Source organism: Chryseobacterium soli, from assembly GCF_000737705.1.
Classification (GTDB): Bacteria; Bacteroidota; Bacteroidia; order Flavobacteriales; family Weeksellaceae; genus Chryseobacterium; species Chryseobacterium soli.
Genome location: NZ_JPRH01000006.1, coordinates 186,621 through 201,506 on the forward strand (window position 1 = coordinate 186,621; position 14,886 = coordinate 201,506).

Below are 14,886 nucleotides of genomic sequence, written 5' to 3' on the forward strand. Positions count from 1 at the left end.
AGTATAGGAAGGTCGTTGAATGTAAGTTTTGAAGTTTAAATTCCGAAGTGCTGAATTATAAATTCGAACTCTGAAACCTCGTCTCAGTCGACATTTGGGATTGCTTATGTAAAAGCGGTGTGGTATTTTTTATTTTCTTAAATGTTGAGAAAAATGTAGACTTAGAGTTGAACCCAACTTCATATCCTATTTCTTCAATTTTAAGATATGACCCATTTTCTATTTTCTCACATGCCTCATAGATCCTGTATTCATTGATATAGGTAGAAAAGCTTTTTCCCATATTATCATTCAGCAGCTGTGAAAGCTGATGGGCAGAAATATTCATCTTTACTGCAACATCGCTTAATTTCAAATTCGGATTTTTATATAATGTTTCCGTTCTCATTATCCTTTCCAATTTTGAAACAAAGTTATCTGCCAGTTCTTCTGAAATTTTTTTGCTTGAATATTTATTCGCCTCTTTATATTCAACAGATGGAGATGGATGTTTCTTATTAAATAGAATGAGAAAATTAGCATATAAAACAAATGAAAACACTAGGCTTCCCCCTGCACAATAGATCTGAATCCAGCCTGTAGAAATAAGCTGATAGGCTAAGAAGATAATTATATTACTCACTAAAACCGAAAGAATCAACCGATTGGATGCTCTCTGTTCTTTTTTTGAATACATGTAATAATTATACACCGACAGAAAAACAAAAATAGTCCAAACGGTATAGATAAATGTTCCAAAATAGGTATCCCAGGTAATAGGAAACAGTACATATAGAAGTCCTACAATTCCTAAAATAAGGGTTAAGAATCCAAAAGATTTTCTGCAGTTTTTAAGATCAAACTGTTCTTTCAAAAAAGAGGATTGAATGTAATACAACAAAGCCGGGCCCGTAAAAAACAATGCGGACAATCCCATATGCGGAATAATCCGCGGACAATCCGGATAAAAATAGATGCAAACAGAGATTCCCACCCGAATACTCAGGGTTAATAAAATAAGACCTAAAAAGAAATCAGGAATGTGTTTTAATTTTTTCACAAACAATAAATAGAAACCCAGCAGAAAACCGTTGAAGGCTCCTATCGCACTAAAGAAGAATAATATCTGCTGACCAAAACTCATTGTATATTAGTTTTATAAGAAAGTAAATTTAATGAATTCTTGTATTTTAATTACAAAATTTCTCTAAAAATCATGGGAAAGCAAAAAACCCAAAGCAAGCTTTGGGTTTTTATGTATATTGGAACAGAGATTATCTGTTTACCATATCGATGTAGTCTCTCTGTTGAGCTCCCTGATAAACCTGTCTTGGTCTTCCGATAGGATCCCCTTTGATTCTCATTTCTTTCCATTGAGCGATCCATCCCGGAAGTCTTCCTAATGCAAACATTACAGTAAACATTTCTGTAGGAATTCCTAACGCTCTGTAGATGATTCCTGAATAGAAATCTACGTTTGGATATAATTTTCTTTCGATGAAGTATTCGTCTTCAAGCGCTACTTTTTCTAACTGCATTGCAATATCAAGAGCTTTGTCTTCAATACCTAATGCACTTAGTAAATCATCAGCAGCTTTTTTGATAATTTTTGCTCTTGGGTCGAAGTTTTTGTATACTCTGTGTCCGAATCCCATCAAACGGAAGCTATCGTTTTTATCTTTAGCTTTTTCAACCCATTTGTTAACATCACCACCATCTTTTTCAATCAATTCAAGCATTTCGATTACTGCCTGGTTTGCTCCACCGTGAAGTGGTCCCCAAAGTGCAGAAATACCAGCAGAAACTGAAGCAAAAAGACCTGTGTGAGCAGAACCTACCATTCTTACCGTAGAAGTAGAACAGTTTTGCTCATGGTCAGCGTGAAGAATTAATAATTTATCTAAAGCTCCAACTACTACAGGGTTGATTTCGAAGTCAGCATTCGGTTGTCTGAAAGCCATTTTGTAGAAATTCTCTACATAGTTTAGGTTATTATCTCCGTGGTTTAATGGTAGCCCAAGAGTTTTTCTGTACGTCCATGCAGCAAGGTGAGCAAATTTAGCAATAAGCAATTCTGCAGCAAGGTCCATTTCTTCTTTAGAGTTTACGTTAACAGCTTTCGGGTTGAAGGCAGTTAAAGCGGAAGTTAATGAAGATAAAACTCCCATTGGGTGTGCAGAACGAGGGAAAGCATCGATGATTTTTTTCATCTCTTCTGCAACGAAGTTATATTTTTTAATATTACCGTTAAAGGTATTGAATTGATCTTGGGTAGGTAAATCACCGTGTAATAAAAGATACATTACTTCTGTAAAGTTAGATTTCTCGGCAATCTGCTCGATAGGATAACCTCTGTAGAATAATTCTCCTTTATCTCCGTCTAAGTAAGTGATTTCGCTAAGGGTAGCTCCTGTATTTTTGTACCCTAAGTCTAAGGTGATTAGACCTGTTTGGTCTCTTAATTTTGAAATATCGATCCCTCTGTCTCCGATAGTACTATCCACGATTGGATATTCATACGAATTACCGTCGTAATTCAATATTACTTTGTTGTCTGACATTATTTATTTTTTTCTAAATTTACTAAATTCCATAAAATACGGCAAACAAAAATTATCGCTTGCCGTTATTTATATTTTCAATTATCTTTTTATTTTGAAAGCTTCTAATCCAGGGAAAATTGCAGTTTCACCTAAAGCTTCTTCAATTCTCAACAACTGGTTGTATTTCGCCATTCTGTCTGATCTTGAAGCAGAACCTGTTTTAATCTGTCCGCAATTCATTGCTACTGCAAGGTCTGCGATGGTAGAATCTTCAGTTTCTCCTGATCTGTGAGACATTACAGAAGTAAATTTGTTGTGTTGTGCCATTTGTACAGCAGCCATTGTTTCAGAAAGAGAACCGATCTGGTTTACTTTTACAAGGATTGAGTTAGCAATTCCTTCTTTTACTCCTCTTGCCAGTCTTTCAACATTGGTAACGAATAAATCATCACCTACCAGCTGTACTCTGTCTCCGATTTTATCGGTTAACATTTTCCAACCTTCCCAGTCATTTTCCTGCATACCGTCTTCGATAGAGATGATTGGGTATTTATTTGCCAATTCAGCTAAATAAGAAACCTGCTCGCTACTTGAGAACTGAGCGGCATCTGGAGTCTGGAATTTTCTGTAATCGTATACTCCGTCTTTATAGAATTCTGAAGCAGCACAGTCTAACGCGATCATTACATCATCACCAGGCTTATATCCTGCTTTTTCAATGGCCTGAAGCAATGTATCCAAAGCATCTTCAGTTCCTTTGAAAGTGGGTGCAAAACCACCTTCATCCCCTACTGCAGTAGATAATCCTCTTGAATGAAGAATAGATTTCAGGCTGTGGAAAATTTCAGTTCCTTTTCTCAACGCATGAGAGAATGAATCTGCTTTTACCGGCATTACCATAAATTCCTGGAATGCGATCGGTGCATCTGAGTGAGAACCACCGTTGATTACGTTCATCATTGGAACAGGAAGTGTGTTGGCATTAACACCACCCACATATTTATATAAAGGCATTTTCAGTTCTGCTGCTGCTGCTTTTGCTGCTGCCAGAGAAACTCCAAGAATTGCGTTTGCCCCAAGATTTCCTTTATTGCTGCTTCCGTCAAGATCAATCATGATCTGATCGATAAGGTTCTGATCAAAAACCGGAAGACCTACCAATTCAGGCGCGATTACTTCTCTTACATTCTCAACAGCTTTAAGAACACCTTTCCCCATATATTCTGAACCACCATCACGTAGTTCCACTGCTTCATGTTCTCCTGTAGATGCTCCCGAAGGTACAGCTGCACGGCCCATTGCCCCGCTTTCTGTAAATACATCTACTTCAACTGTAGGATTTCCTCTAGAATCCAAAATTTGTCTCGCTTCTATGTAAGAAATGTAACTCATTTTTTATTATTTTATAGTTTAATACAAATTTAATCAAAAAATAACTTTTTTGACCAATTAAGCGTTACGTTTTGGTGAAATTTCAAGTTAATTTTTAGTTAATTTTATGACTGTATCAATTTAATAATTCAGAATCTGAGGATTTTTAAACAGACTGATTTTCAGGAAAGGTTTCTGCCGTTTAAAGGCTGGCTGTAAAAATAACTTCGGTTCCTTTTCCAGAGGAACTCATCCTGCATTCTCCTTTTTGCTCCTGCATTCTCCGCTTCATATTCCGAAGTCCGTTTCCTTCCGGTTTTTCGGGTGAAATTCCGACTCCATTATCTGTAATTTTCATTACAAATTCTTTTCCATGCTGCCGGAATAAAAGTTCAATGTTCTCTGCCTTACTGTGTTTATAGGAATTGTTTAAAGCTTCCTTCAGGCATAAAAACATATTCCTCCTCAATTCTGTGGAAACAGGCATATCGGTGTTAATATTTTCTCTTTCAGCAGTAAGCCTGATGTTGGACTTTTTTAAAAAATTATGGGCATATAGCTGAGCATATTCAACAAAGCTTCCTAATGTATCATTTCCGGAATTGAGGCTCCATAGCATTTCTCGCATGGAGATATTCATCTCTTCAGAGGTTTTCAACAGTTCATCAATATCATTTTTCAATTCACCATCTTCCACTTTTTGCTTTAAAAATTCTGCATGGAGTTTAAGTGCAGAAATTCCTGCTCCGAGATCATCATGCATATCATGGGAAATTCTTTCACGTTCACGTTCTATGGATTTTTGAGTTTCAAGCTCTTTCTGTAACAGATGGTTTTGATATTCCGATTCTTTAAGCTGTTTTTCTTTGAGGTAAAGAAGCTGCTTTCTGTTGTACATGAGAACAATGAAAATAATAAAGCCCACAAATAGCACCACCAACAGCAGTGCAATAAGAAAGGTAAGTTTTATTTCTTCCGGTAATGATTTCATAATTGTTTGCGTGTAAGCCCTTTTAAGAATAATCCATACGATATAATGGTGGCAATCTGAAAAATGTATTTAAGCGTATATAAAAATTCCGTATCTCTGTTATTAAACCAATACATCGGCGTCATTCTGAATAAGTAAAAAACTGACCACATCAACAGCGATGAACTTATCCAAAACAAACCTCTATCTGTTATCCGCAACGTTTCGCTCTCTGTAGAAGCGATCATGCTGTGAAACCAATTCAGTGACAGAAAGATTGAATACAAACAGAATACAATCCCTGTATAAATTGAATATGAGGTTTTGCTGACGGCCATTAAGTATATAGAAAAAATTACCATACTCATGGTAATTCCTTTTACGATTCTCTTATAGACCAGACTTTCCCGAAAAAGAAAATAAAAAAACACCATACTGAAGATATCAAGGAAATTGTATAAGCGTTGCAGACCGTGAAAATAAAGCGTTACTATCTCTACTCCCATCGTCATAAGAAAATAGATATAATAGAAATGTTTCCATTGTGCTTTCACCACAATGGAAACCATTAAGTTGACTCCTAATATTATAAAATAAAGCAGATCAAGAATGCTCATTATTTGCAGCCTGGAGGGCAAAGACCGTTTCTGTCGAATATTAATGTATTGGAATACCAGCCAAATCTGCATTGCTTCCCACCAAATGTCATCATATAAGTATATCTGTGCTTATATGATATGTTCGATGGATTGCTTGTGTCATCATCCATACAAATACAAGGATGACATAATATAGCTTCAAATTCCATCTTATTCATATACTCATAAACATTTCTTGTAATTTCAAAACGTCTGGTATTATTATGTTCATTGGTATTTTTAAACAAGTAATCATCTAAATCTTTTCCGAAATTTTTATTAAAATTCAACACACAGTCAGGGTTAATTTCCACAAGCTCTTCTACATCGTTAATTCTGAAATATTTTCCTTCTGAATTCTTAATACAGAATATTATATCATCATTCTCTTGTCCCAAGTGAATCTGGATTTTATCAGCATTTACTGAAAACAATACTTCTGTAACCTTTTTATAAATTCTTTCTGTAGTATGATACTTTGTATCTGTAAATTCATCAAGAAATCTTTTAATAAATTCACCTGGTTTAGGTGAGCCGGCAGGCATTACTGTAGATTTGTCGGGATAATTAAAATCTTTCATATCAAAGAAGGCTGCATCCTGAAAAAGAACAATATCATCTTTTTTTCCTTTAACAGTGTATTCATGTTCATTAATAAATGTACTACAAAGATCTTTGATTTCCTTTAGTTCTTTTACCGCCAGCTTTTGTTCTGACAATGCTTTCCTAATTAAGTTTAGGATTTCAGTTTTTTCATTACACAAGGTTTCCATGGTTTTTAGTTTTTAAAATGGTTAAATTTATTGATTGCTTCAACTTTATTGTTGACGTGCAGTTTTCTGTAGATATTTCCAACATGTTTTTTGACGGTGTCGAGGCTGATGAATTTCTTATTTGCAATTTCTTTGTATAAAAATCCCTGCGAAAGAAGTTCGAGGATTTCTTTTTCACGACTTGTCAATTCATCCATTCCTGTTGTGTCAATATCTTTACGTTCGAAATGGGCTAATACTTTTCTGGCAATGCAAAAACTCATGGGTGCACCTCCATTGTGCACATCACGGATTGAAGAAAGAATTTTATCCATACTTTCTCCTTTAACGAGATATCCCATGGCACCGGCTTTCAAAGAACTGAAGATCTTTTCATCATCTTCAAAACTTGTACACATAATAAATTGGGTATTGGGCATATCTTTTTTCACCTTTTCAATAATGTCTATTCCCAGCATATCCGGTAACTGAATATCCATCATAACAACATCTGGAACTAGATCGGGTAAATTTTGCAGAGCATCATTTCCATTGAAAAATTGAGCAGCCACTTTCATATCGTTTTGATAATCGATTACTTTCTTCAACGCATGGTTGTAGTTTTTTTCGTCTTCTACTATGGCTATGGAAATGCTCATGTTTCGTATTTTTGTTTAAGACAAATTTCAACAGAAAACAAAGCGGAATCAATTACCCCTTTGTGTAATTTAAAATTTTGAGTTCAGGTTATTGGTTTGCTTTTTGTTTTTACTAAATTTAGTCAAATTTATTTTACGATATTCAAAATAATTCTACAATACATTAAAAAATAAACATCATGAAAAAAGGACTTTTAATAGCCGCTTCTATGATCGCTTTGTCATTAACAAGCTGCAATAAGAAAGAAAGCGGTAACAAAAGCATCATCAAAACCGACAGTTCGGAGACTGTGGTAAAAGATACTAACGGAAAGATTGATTCTGTATCACAGAGTTCATCAACCCTTGAGGTAAACGGCAAAAAAACTGAAAAAACAGATTATGTTTATAAGGCTGTAGATGGAACATTGGTTAAAGTGGTATTCAAAAATGATCCAAAAGAAAGTACGGTGGCCATCACCAGCAATAAGAAAACCTTTGTTCTTACTAAGTCAGAAACAAAGGGTGATGAAACTATCTACAAGAAAGATGATATGACCGCAAGAGTAGTGGGAGACAGTCTGCATCTTGAGCAGGGTAACAATATCATTGAGCTCAAAAGAACAAAAATATAGAGCATAAAAAAACCGTTCAGAAATCTGAACGGTTTTTTATATATATCTGAATGAATATTATTCTCCAGCTTTCTCTTCAGTAGAGTCTGCAGCTTCAGCTGTTGGAGCTTCTGCTTTTTCTTCTGCTTTAGGAGCATCAGCCACTACAGCTTCTACTTTTTTAGCAGTTGTAGCTCTTCTACTTCTTCTTGTCGTCTTTTTCTCCTCAGCATTAGGATTGTAAAGCTCATTGAAGTCTACCAACTCGATAAGTGCCATATCAGCAGCATCACCTTGTCTGAAACCTGTTTTTATGATTCTAGTATAACCACCGTCTCTTCCAGCGATTTTAGGAGCAACTGTTCTGAATAATTCAGTAACTGCTTCTTTACTTTGAAGATATGAAAAAACAATTCTTCTGTTGTGTGTAGTATCTTCTTTTGCTTTTGTTAATAGGGGCTCAACATATACTCTTAAAGCCTTAGCTTTAGCTACAGTAGTGTTGATTCTTTTATGCTCAATTAGAGAACAAGCCATATTAGAAAGCAAAGCTCTTCTATGAGAAGCTGTTCTTCCTAAGTGATTGAATTTTTTACCGTGTCTCATTATTAATTATTTATCAGCGTCTAACTTATATTTTGCAACGTCGAAACCGAAGTTAAGACCTTTTGAATGCACTAATTCTTCTAGTTCTGTCAAAGATTTTTTACCAAAATTTCTGAATTTCATCAAATCAGACTTACTGTAAGAAACTAATTCTCCTAACGTTTCAACCTCGGCAGCCTTCAAACAGTTAAGAGCTCTCACTGAAAGATCCATATCTGCTAGTTTAGATTTAAGAAGTTGTCTTGTGTGAAGGGTTTCTTCATCGTATTGGATAGATGCTTTTACAGCTTCAGTTTCAAGTGTGATTCTCTCATCAGAGAACAACATGAAGTGATAAATTAATATCTTAGAAGCTTCTGTTAAAGCATTTTGAGGACTGATGGAACCATCAGTTTCAATATCTAATACAAGTTTTTCGTAGTCTGTTTTTTGCTCTACACGATAATTTTCAATGCTGTATTGTACTTTCTTGATAGGTGTGAAGATAGAGTCAATCGCAATAGTACCTACAGGTGCATTGTTTGACTTGTTCTGTTCTGAAGGAACATATCCTCTACCTTTTTCTACGTTGAAAGTAATTTCGAAAGTTACATCACTATTTAGGTTGCAGATTACTAAATCAGGGTTTAACACCTCAAATCCGTTCATAGACTTGCCTAAATCACCAGCAGTAATAATCGTTTGTCCTGAAACTTTAGCAATCACCTGCTCATTGGCTTGTGCTTCTGCTATAGCTTTTAGTCTTACCTGCTTAAGGTTAAGAATAATTTCGGTAACGTCTTCGATTACTCCTGGAATAGTTGAAAATTCGTGCTCTACACCTTCTATTTTGATAGATGAAATAGCGTATCCTTCCAGAGAAGAAAGCAACACTCTTCTCAAAGCATTACCGATTGTAAGCCCGAAACCTGGTTCTAGAGGTCTAAATTCGAATTGACCTTTAAATTCATCAGAGTTAAGTAAAATTACTTTATCGGGTTTTATGAATTGTAAAATTGCCATATTATTGGGTTGAGCAAAAAATTGATTAAAAAATTATTTAGAGTAAAGTTCGACAATAAGTTGTTCCTTGATTTCTTCCGGAATCTGGATTCTATCAGGAGCAGAAATGAAAGTACCATCTTTCTTCTCATCGTTGAATTGTAACCACTCATAGTTTGCTTTAGAAGCTAATGCATCAGTAATCACTTCAAGAGACTTCGATTTTTCTCTTACTGCAATTACATCACCAGCTTTAAGCAAATAAGAAGGGATATTTACCAGCTCTCCGTTCACAGTGATGTGTCTGTGAGAAACTAATTGTCTAGCACCAGCTCTTGTTTTAGCAAAACCTAATCTGAATACTACGTTATCCAATCTTGATTCGCAAAGTTGTAATAGAACTTCACCTGTTACACCTTTACTTCTGTGTGCTTTATCGAATAAGTTAGCAAACTGTTTTTCTAAAATACCGTAAGTATATTTAGCTTTTTGTTTTTCAGCTAACTGAATTGCGTATTCAGATTTTTTAGCACCTCTTCTTTTGTTAGGACCATGTTGTCCTGGCGGTTGGTTTTTTCTCTTTTCGAAGTTTTTATCATCTCCGTAGATTGCAGCACCAAACTTTCTAGCAATCTTAGTTTTAGGTCCAATATATCTTGCCATAATGGGTAAATTCTAAAAATTAAACTCTTCTTCTTTTTGGTGGTCTACATCCATTGTGTGGCATAGGAGTAACGTCAATAATTTCGCTAACTTCAATACCTGAATTGTGAATTGTTCTGATAGCAGATTCTCTACCAGCACCAGGACCTTTCACATACACCTTTACTCTTCTTAATCCAGCTTCATGAGCAACATTAGAGCAATTTTCTGCTGCCATTTGAGCAGCAAAAGGAGTGTTCTTTTTAGAACCTCTGAAACCCATTTTACCGGCAGACGCCCAAGAGATAACTTCTCCGCTTTTATTTGTTAAAGAAATGATGATGTTATTGAAAGAAGCTTGAATATGCGCTTCTCCAATAGCTTCAACTTTTACTTTTCTTTTTTTAACTACTTTAGTTTGTTTTGCCATAATTCCTAACGATTATTTACTTGCTTTTTTCTTGTTAGCAACTGTTTTTCTCTTTCCTTTACGGGTTCTAGAGTTGTTTTTCGTTCTCTGGCCTCTTAAAGGTAGTCCTAGTCTGTGACGTATTCCTCGTTGGCATCCTATGTCCATCAATCTCTTGATGTTCAATTGCACTTCAGATCTAAGTTCTCCTTCTACTTTTACGTTTTCAGAGATGTAAGTTCTAATTGCAGCCAATTCATCGTCATTCCATTCGTTGACTTTCTTGTCTTCGCTAATACCGGCAGCTTTTAAGATTTCAGAAGAAGTACTTCTTCCTACGCCATAAATATAAGTCAAACCGATAACGCCTCTTTTGTTTTTTGGTAAATCAATACCTGAAATTCTCGCCATAATTTAATATTAGCCTTGTCTTTGTTTAAATTTTGGGTTCTTCTTGTTGATCACAAATAGTACACCTTTTCTGCGTACGATTTTGCAATCAGCACTTCTTTTTTTGATTGATGCTCTAACTTTCATTTGATAGTATTTATTTTTTAACAAGGCCAAATGGAAGTCCGAGGATTCCATTTGGCAGTTATTTAATATCTAAATGTAATTCTTCCTTTAGATAAATCGTAAGGAGACATTTCTAATTTTACCTTATCACCAGGTAATAGTTTAATATAATGCATACGCATTTTACCGGAGATATGAGCGATAAGAATATGCCCATTTTCCAGTTCAACACGGAACTGGGCGTTTGAAAGCGCTTCAGTAATTACGCCATCTTGTTCAATATGTTTTTGTTTCGCCATAAATTAGTATCCAGTCGTTCTTGACAATTTAGACTGCATTAAGCCATCATAATGATGGTTCAGCAGATATGTATTGATCTGTTGAACAGTATCTAAAATTACTCCCACCATAATCAATAATGACGTTCCCCCAAAAAATAGAGCGAACGCGTCTGTCTGAACAAAGCTTCCATGCACTATTGCTGGAAGGACTGCAAAGATAGACAAAAATATTGCACCTGGCAAGGTAATTTTTGATAAAATATCATCTAAATAATCAGCTGTTTCTTTCCCGGGTCTTACTTTCGGTACTAAACCTCCGTTTCTCTTCAAATCATCAGCCATCTGGTTAACCGGAATTGTAATCGCAGTATAGAAAAATGAGAAGATAATAATTAATAGCGCAAACAATACATTGTACTGCCAGCTAAAAACATTCTTGAAACCTGCAAGAAAAGTATTAGACTCATCGAATTTGGTTAATAAACCAGGTACGAACATCAATGCCTGAGCAAAGATAATTGGCATAACCCCGGCAGCATTAACTTTCAATGGAATCCATTGTCTTGCTCCCTGCATAAGATTTCTGTTTACACCTCCTCTTGCTTGAGCTCTGCTTACATATTGAATTGGAATTTTTCTGACTGCAACAGATAAGACTACTGCAAGCAGAACAACCAACATCCAGAATATCACTTCAATAAGGATCATGATAGATCCCATTCCTCCTTTTCCGTTCTGCACGGCCATTTCCTGAACAAATGCTTCTGGTAATCTAGATAAAATACCTACCATAATAAGGATGGAAATACCATTTCCAATTCCTTTGTCGGTAATCTTTTCACCTAACCACATTGCAAATACTGAACCTGCCACCAAGATAACAATACTTGGAAGCCAGAACATGATAGAATTTGGCTCTACATAGTATGCAGACTGGAACTGAGCATATGGTAAGAATAATTGAGTAATAGAGGTTAAATAAGAAGGGGCCTGTACTAAACAAACTCCGATCGTTAACCATCTTGTAATTTGGTTCAATGTATTTCTACCGGACTCTCCATCTTTCTGAAGTTTCTGAAGATAAGGGATAGCCATCCCCATCAACTGAACAATAATAGAAGCTGAAATATAAGGCATGATACCCAACGCCATTACGGAAGCGTGGCTGAAAGCTCCTCCCGTAAACGACGAAAGCAAGCCAAGGAGACCTGCTCCTTGCTTGTTACCGCCTTGATTTTTATAATGCTCTAAGAGATCTCCTACTTGTGCAAGGTTAATTGCAGGTAAAGAGATATAAGATGCGAATCTATACACAAGGATAATCCCTAACGTAAAGAGAATTTTATCTCTTAATTCCTTTAGGCTCCAAATATTTTTGAGGGTTTGTATAAATTCTTTCATTAGTAAGTATTATAATGTAATTGCTTTTCCACCTGCTTTAGCAATAAGCTCTTCAGCAGATTTAGTGAATTTGTCAGCAGAGATTGAAACCGCTGATTTCAATTCACCTCTACCTAAAATTTTCACTAATTCGTTTTTAGTAATTAAACCGTTAGCAATTAAAACTTCTTTAGTAATATCTCCAGTGATAGATTTATTTTCTATTAAAATTTGAATAGTATCCAGATTAATTCCCTTAAACTCTTTTCTGTTTACATTTCTGAAACCGAATTTAGGAAGTCTTCTTTGTAAAGGCATCTGACCTCCTTCAAAACCGATTTTCTGAGAATAACCAGCTCTTGCTTTTTGACCTTTATGTCCTTTTGTCGAAGTACCTCCTTTTCCACTACCTTGTCCTCTACCAATTCTTTTTGAACTGAATGTAGAACCTGCAGCAGGTTTTATGTTATTTAAATTCATTTTAATTTTTTTTTAAAATTATTTTTGAACTTCAAGTAAATGACTAACTGCAGCTATCATCCCTAAAATAGAAGGCGTAGCTTCGTGTTCTACAACTTGGTGAAGTTTCTTAAATCCTAATGCTTCAAGCGTTCTCTTTTGGGTTTTTGTTCTACCAATAGCGCTTCTTACTTGTTTTACTTTAATTGTTGCCATTGTTTATGTATTAACCGTTAAACACTTTACTTAGAGAAACTCCTCTCATTCTTGCAATTTCTTCAGGTCTTCTGATGTCTAACAATGCTTTGAAAGTAGCTTTCACTACATTGTGAGGGTTAGAAGATCCTTTAGATTTTGAAAGGATATCGTGAATACCAGCAGATTCCAATACCGCTCTAACTGCACCACCGGCAATAAGTCCTGTACCGTGAGAAGCAGGTCTCAAGAAGATATCAGCACCACCGTATCTAGCAGTAGTTTGGTGAGGAATTGTATGATTCATTACAGGAACCTTTACAAGGTTTTTCTTAGCGTCTTCAACTGCTTTAGCAATTGCAGAAGCAACCTCTTTAGATTTCCCTAAACCGTAACCAATAACCCCTTCTTCATTTCCAACAACAACGATTGCAGAAAACCCGAAAGCTCTACCCCCTTTTGTTACTTTTGTTACTCTGTTTACAGCTACGAGACGATCTTTTAATTCTAATCCTCCCGGTTTTACTCTTTCTATATTATCTAGTCCTAACATATTTTCCGAAATTTAATGATTAGAATTTAAGTCCTCCTTCTCTCGCACCGTCAGCTAGAGCTTTCACTCTACCGTGGTATACGAAACCGTTTCTATCAAATACAATAGCTTCAATTCCAGCAGCAATAGCTTTAGCAGCAATAGCTTTACCTACAGCGGCAGAAACTTCAGTTTTAGTACCTTTAGCATCAACACCCTTCTCTCTTGAAGAAGCAGATACTAAAGTTTTACCGTCTTTATCATCGATTAACTGAGCGTAAATTTCCTTATTACTCTTATATACAGATAATCTTGGCAATTCAGAAGATCCAGAGATTTTTCCTCTTACTCTTCTTTTTATTCTAATTCTTTTTTCTAATTTACTTAATGCCATAATTCTTATAATTTATTAAGCAGATTTACCAGCTTTACGTCTAACAATTTCCCCAACGAATCTTACACCTTTTCCTTTGTACGGCTCAGGCTTTCTGAATGAACGGATTTTCGCCGCTACCATTCCAAGAAGTTGCTTGTCATAAGACGTTAAAGTAATAATTGGATTTTTACCTTTTTCAGTCAATGTGTCGATTACAACTTCTTTAGGAAGTTCTAAAACGATACCGTGAGAGAATCCTAAAGCTAATTCAAGTTTTTGACCTGAATGAGAAGCTCTGTATCCTACCCCTACTAGTTCTAATTTTTTTGTGAAACCTTCAGTAGTTCCCAAAATCATGTTATTTACCAACGCTCGGTATAAACCGTGTAGCGCTCTGTGTTGTTTAGAATCAGACGGTCTGCTGAATGTAAGCTCGCCATCTTTTTGTTCTAAAGTAATTCCTTCTGTAAGTTCCTGAGAAAGTTCTCCCTTAGGACCTTTAACAGTTACTAAACCATCTTTTTCAGTGATTGTAACTCCAGCGGGAACTGTTATAATTGCTTTACCAATTCTTGACATTTTCCTTTGATTAAAAATTAATAAACATAGCAGATTACTTCACCGCCTACTTTTTCTTCTCTAGCTTTTTTATCTGTCATTACTCCTCTCGAAGTAGAGATAATAGCGATACCCAAACCGTTCAATACTCTTGGAAGTTCCGTAGAACCTTTGTATTGTCTTAGACCTGGTCTTGAAGCTCTTTGGATAGACTTGATAGCAGGTTTGCTTGTTTGTTTGTCATACTTCAAAGCTATTTTGATCGTTCCTTGAACAGCGCTATCTTCAAACTTGTAGTTTAAGATATACCCTTGATCAAATAAGATTTTTGTAAGCTCCTTTTTGATTTTCGATGCAGGAATTTCCACCACTTTGTGGCCTGCGCTTTGTGCGTTCCTTACTCTTGTTAGGAAATCTGAAATTGGATCTGTTACCATTTTTCTTTT

22 protein-coding genes are annotated in these 14,886 nt (G+C 35.6%); 1 reads left to right on the forward strand and 21 read right to left on the reverse strand.

The window, feature by feature from the left end:
* Positions 1 to 55 precede the first annotated feature (55 nt).
* The 7 genes from IW15_RS15145 to IW15_RS15175 all read right to left on the reverse strand — a co-directional run bounded on the left by IW15_RS15145 (position 56) and on the right by IW15_RS15175 (position 6,912).
* Positions 56 to 1,123: a helix-turn-helix domain-containing protein gene (locus tag IW15_RS15145; protein WP_034712957.1), complete on the reverse strand. Its 1,068-nt coding sequence runs from the start codon at positions 1,121 to 1,123 to the stop codon at positions 56 to 58.
* Between the two features lie 130 nt (positions 1,124 to 1,253).
* Complete coding sequence (locus IW15_RS15150; RefSeq protein WP_034712958.1) at positions 1,254 to 2,540, reverse strand: citrate synthase; 1,287 nt, start codon at positions 2,538 to 2,540, stop codon at positions 1,254 to 1,256.
* 81 nt (positions 2,541 to 2,621) lie between these two features.
* Positions 2,622 to 3,914: a phosphopyruvate hydratase gene (gene eno, locus IW15_RS15155; RefSeq protein WP_034712959.1), complete on the reverse strand. Its 1,293-nt coding sequence runs from the start codon at positions 3,912 to 3,914 to the stop codon at positions 2,622 to 2,624.
* A gap of 181 nt (positions 3,915 to 4,095) precedes the next feature.
* The gene (locus tag IW15_RS15160) at positions 4,096 to 4,884 is read right to left on the reverse strand and encodes a sensor histidine kinase (protein ID WP_034712961.1); all 789 of its coding nucleotides are present in this window, start codon (positions 4,882 to 4,884) and stop codon (positions 4,096 to 4,098) included.
* Positions 4,881 to 5,480 (reverse strand): hypothetical protein, encoded by a 600-nt coding sequence (locus IW15_RS15165; protein WP_034712964.1) that lies wholly within the window; start codon positions 5,478 to 5,480, stop codon positions 4,881 to 4,883. Before IW15_RS15165 ends, IW15_RS15160 begins: the two co-directional genes overlap by 4 nt.
* Entirely contained in the window at positions 5,480 to 6,274 is a 795-nt protein-coding gene (locus IW15_RS15170; RefSeq protein ID WP_034712967.1) for a hypothetical protein, read from the reverse strand. Before IW15_RS15170 ends, IW15_RS15165 begins: the two co-directional genes overlap by 1 nt.
* A gap of 5 nt (positions 6,275 to 6,279) precedes the next feature.
* Complete coding sequence (locus IW15_RS15175; protein ID WP_034712969.1) at positions 6,280 to 6,912, reverse strand: response regulator transcription factor; 633 nt, start codon at positions 6,910 to 6,912, stop codon at positions 6,280 to 6,282.
* 179 nt (positions 6,913 to 7,091) lie between these two features.
* Here IW15_RS15175 and IW15_RS15180 point away from each other — a divergent pair, with 179 nt between their 5' ends.
* Positions 7,092 to 7,526: a hypothetical protein gene (locus tag IW15_RS15180; RefSeq protein ID WP_034712971.1), complete on the forward strand. Its 435-nt coding sequence runs from the start codon at positions 7,092 to 7,094 to the stop codon at positions 7,524 to 7,526.
* Between the two features lie 57 nt (positions 7,527 to 7,583).
* On the opposite strand, the gene rplQ is transcribed toward IW15_RS15180, so the two are convergent.
* The 14 genes from rplQ to rpsH all read right to left on the reverse strand — a co-directional run bounded on the left by rplQ (position 7,584) and on the right by rpsH (position 14,877).
* A complete protein-coding gene (gene rplQ / locus IW15_RS15185; protein WP_034712974.1) occupies positions 7,584 to 8,111 on the reverse strand; it encodes a 50S ribosomal protein L17 in 528 nt (175 codons plus the stop codon).
* Between the two features lie 6 nt (positions 8,112 to 8,117).
* The gene (locus tag IW15_RS15190) at positions 8,118 to 9,113 is read right to left on the reverse strand and encodes a DNA-directed RNA polymerase subunit alpha (protein ID WP_034712976.1); all 996 of its coding nucleotides are present in this window, start codon (positions 9,111 to 9,113) and stop codon (positions 8,118 to 8,120) included.
* A 33-nt stretch (positions 9,114 to 9,146) separates the two neighbouring features.
* Positions 9,147 to 9,755 carry a 30S ribosomal protein S4 gene (rpsD, locus tag IW15_RS15195; RefSeq protein ID WP_034712980.1) on the reverse strand — a complete coding sequence of 203 codons (609 nt, stop codon included), beginning with the start codon at positions 9,753 to 9,755 and terminating at the stop codon, positions 9,147 to 9,149.
* Positions 9,756 to 9,774: 19 nt separating this feature from the next.
* Positions 9,775 to 10,164 (reverse strand): 30S ribosomal protein S11, encoded by a 390-nt coding sequence (gene rpsK, locus IW15_RS15200; protein WP_027387198.1) that lies wholly within the window; start codon positions 10,162 to 10,164, stop codon positions 9,775 to 9,777.
* A gap of 12 nt (positions 10,165 to 10,176) precedes the next feature.
* Entirely contained in the window at positions 10,177 to 10,554 is a 378-nt protein-coding gene (gene rpsM / locus IW15_RS15205; protein ID WP_007839478.1) for a 30S ribosomal protein S13, read from the reverse strand.
* A gap of 9 nt (positions 10,555 to 10,563) precedes the next feature.
* Complete coding sequence (gene rpmJ, locus IW15_RS22370; RefSeq protein WP_007839480.1) at positions 10,564 to 10,680, reverse strand: 50S ribosomal protein L36; 117 nt, start codon at positions 10,678 to 10,680, stop codon at positions 10,564 to 10,566.
* Between the two features lie 62 nt (positions 10,681 to 10,742).
* Positions 10,743 to 10,958 (reverse strand): translation initiation factor IF-1, encoded by a 216-nt coding sequence (gene infA / locus IW15_RS15210; protein ID WP_027381317.1) that lies wholly within the window; start codon positions 10,956 to 10,958, stop codon positions 10,743 to 10,745.
* Between the two features lie 3 nt (positions 10,959 to 10,961).
* On the reverse strand, positions 10,962 to 12,341 hold the full coding sequence (gene secY / locus IW15_RS15215) for a preprotein translocase subunit SecY (RefSeq protein WP_034712983.1): 1,380 nt from the start codon (positions 12,339 to 12,341) through the stop codon (positions 10,962 to 10,964).
* Between the two features lie 9 nt (positions 12,342 to 12,350).
* Positions 12,351 to 12,800: a 50S ribosomal protein L15 gene (gene rplO / locus IW15_RS15220; protein ID WP_034712985.1), complete on the reverse strand. Its 450-nt coding sequence runs from the start codon at positions 12,798 to 12,800 to the stop codon at positions 12,351 to 12,353.
* Positions 12,801 to 12,818: 18 nt separating this feature from the next.
* A complete protein-coding gene (rpmD, locus tag IW15_RS15225) occupies positions 12,819 to 12,995 on the reverse strand; it encodes a 50S ribosomal protein L30 (protein ID WP_007839493.1) in 177 nt (58 codons plus the stop codon).
* A 10-nt stretch (positions 12,996 to 13,005) separates the two neighbouring features.
* Positions 13,006 to 13,527 carry a 30S ribosomal protein S5 gene (gene rpsE / locus IW15_RS15230; RefSeq protein WP_034712988.1) on the reverse strand — a complete coding sequence of 174 codons (522 nt, stop codon included), beginning with the start codon at positions 13,525 to 13,527 and terminating at the stop codon, positions 13,006 to 13,008.
* Positions 13,528 to 13,546: 19 nt separating this feature from the next.
* Positions 13,547 to 13,900 carry a 50S ribosomal protein L18 gene (gene rplR, locus IW15_RS15235; RefSeq protein ID WP_034712990.1) on the reverse strand — a complete coding sequence of 118 codons (354 nt, stop codon included), beginning with the start codon at positions 13,898 to 13,900 and terminating at the stop codon, positions 13,547 to 13,549.
* A gap of 15 nt (positions 13,901 to 13,915) precedes the next feature.
* On the reverse strand, positions 13,916 to 14,461 hold the full coding sequence (gene rplF, locus IW15_RS15240; protein ID WP_034712992.1) for a 50S ribosomal protein L6: 546 nt from the start codon (positions 14,459 to 14,461) through the stop codon (positions 13,916 to 13,918).
* 17 nt (positions 14,462 to 14,478) lie between these two features.
* Positions 14,479 to 14,877, reverse strand: coding sequence for a 30S ribosomal protein S8 (gene rpsH, locus IW15_RS15245; RefSeq protein ID WP_034712994.1), 399 nt, complete (start codon positions 14,875 to 14,877; stop codon positions 14,479 to 14,481).
* Positions 14,878 to 14,886 lie beyond the last annotated feature (9 nt).

What these genes read in the sequence shown, in the direction of transcription:
- rpsH (WP_034712994.1), bottom strand. Translation starts at nt 14,877, where the DNA reads ATGGTAACAGATCCAATTTCAGATTTCCTAACAAGAGTAAGGAACGCA.
- rplQ (WP_034712974.1), bottom strand. Translation starts at nt 8,111, where the DNA reads ATGAGACACGGTAAAAAATTCAATCACTTAGGAAGAACAGCTTCTCAT.
- secY (WP_034712983.1), bottom strand. Translation starts at nt 12,341, where the DNA reads ATGAAAGAATTTATACAAACCCTCAAAAATATTTGGAGCCTAAAGGAA.
- IW15_RS15145 (WP_034712957.1), bottom strand. Translation starts at nt 1,123, where the DNA reads ATGAGTTTTGGTCAGCAGATATTATTCTTCTTTAGTGCGATAGGAGCC.
- IW15_RS15170 (WP_034712967.1), bottom strand. Translation starts at nt 6,274, where the DNA reads ATGGAAACCTTGTGTAATGAAAAAACTGAAATCCTAAACTTAATTAGG.
- rpsK (WP_027387198.1), bottom strand. Translation starts at nt 10,164, where the DNA reads ATGGCAAAACAAACTAAAGTAGTTAAAAAAAGAAAAGTAAAAGTTGAA.
- IW15_RS15180 (WP_034712971.1), top strand. Translation starts at nt 7,092, where the DNA reads ATGAAAAAAGGACTTTTAATAGCCGCTTCTATGATCGCTTTGTCATTA.
- IW15_RS15165 (WP_034712964.1), bottom strand. Translation starts at nt 5,480, where the DNA reads ATGAGCATTCTTGATCTGCTTTATTTTATAATATTAGGAGTCAACTTA.
- rpmD (WP_007839493.1), bottom strand. Translation starts at nt 12,995, where the DNA reads ATGGCAACAATTAAAGTAAAACAAGTAAGAAGCGCTATTGGTAGAACA.
- rplR (WP_034712990.1), bottom strand. Translation starts at nt 13,900, where the DNA reads ATGGCATTAAGTAAATTAGAAAAAAGAATTAGAATAAAAAGAAGAGTA.
- rpsD (WP_034712980.1), bottom strand. Translation starts at nt 9,755, where the DNA reads ATGGCAAGATATATTGGACCTAAAACTAAGATTGCTAGAAAGTTTGGT.
- rplF (WP_034712992.1), bottom strand. Translation starts at nt 14,461, where the DNA reads ATGTCAAGAATTGGTAAAGCAATTATAACAGTTCCCGCTGGAGTTACA.
- rplO (WP_034712985.1), bottom strand. Translation starts at nt 12,800, where the DNA reads ATGAATTTAAATAACATAAAACCTGCTGCAGGTTCTACATTCAGTTCA.
- eno (WP_034712959.1), bottom strand. Translation starts at nt 3,914, where the DNA reads ATGAGTTACATTTCTTACATAGAAGCGAGACAAATTTTGGATTCTAGA.
- IW15_RS15175 (WP_034712969.1), bottom strand. Translation starts at nt 6,912, where the DNA reads ATGAGCATTTCCATAGCCATAGTAGAAGACGAAAAAAACTACAACCAT.
- IW15_RS15160 (WP_034712961.1), bottom strand. Translation starts at nt 4,884, where the DNA reads ATGAAATCATTACCGGAAGAAATAAAACTTACCTTTCTTATTGCACTG.
- rpsM (WP_007839478.1), bottom strand. Translation starts at nt 10,554, where the DNA reads ATGGCGAGAATTTCAGGTATTGATTTACCAAAAAACAAAAGAGGCGTT.
- IW15_RS15150 (WP_034712958.1), bottom strand. Translation starts at nt 2,540, where the DNA reads ATGTCAGACAACAAAGTAATATTGAATTACGACGGTAATTCGTATGAA.
- rpsE (WP_034712988.1), bottom strand. Translation starts at nt 13,527, where the DNA reads ATGTTAGGACTAGATAATATAGAAAGAGTAAAACCGGGAGGATTAGAA.
- IW15_RS15190 (WP_034712976.1), bottom strand. Translation starts at nt 9,113, where the DNA reads ATGGCAATTTTACAATTCATAAAACCCGATAAAGTAATTTTACTTAAC.
- infA (WP_027381317.1), bottom strand. Translation starts at nt 10,958, where the DNA reads ATGGCGAAACAAAAACATATTGAACAAGATGGCGTAATTACTGAAGCG.
- rpmJ (WP_007839480.1), bottom strand. Translation starts at nt 10,680, where the DNA reads ATGAAAGTTAGAGCATCAATCAAAAAAAGAAGTGCTGATTGCAAAATC.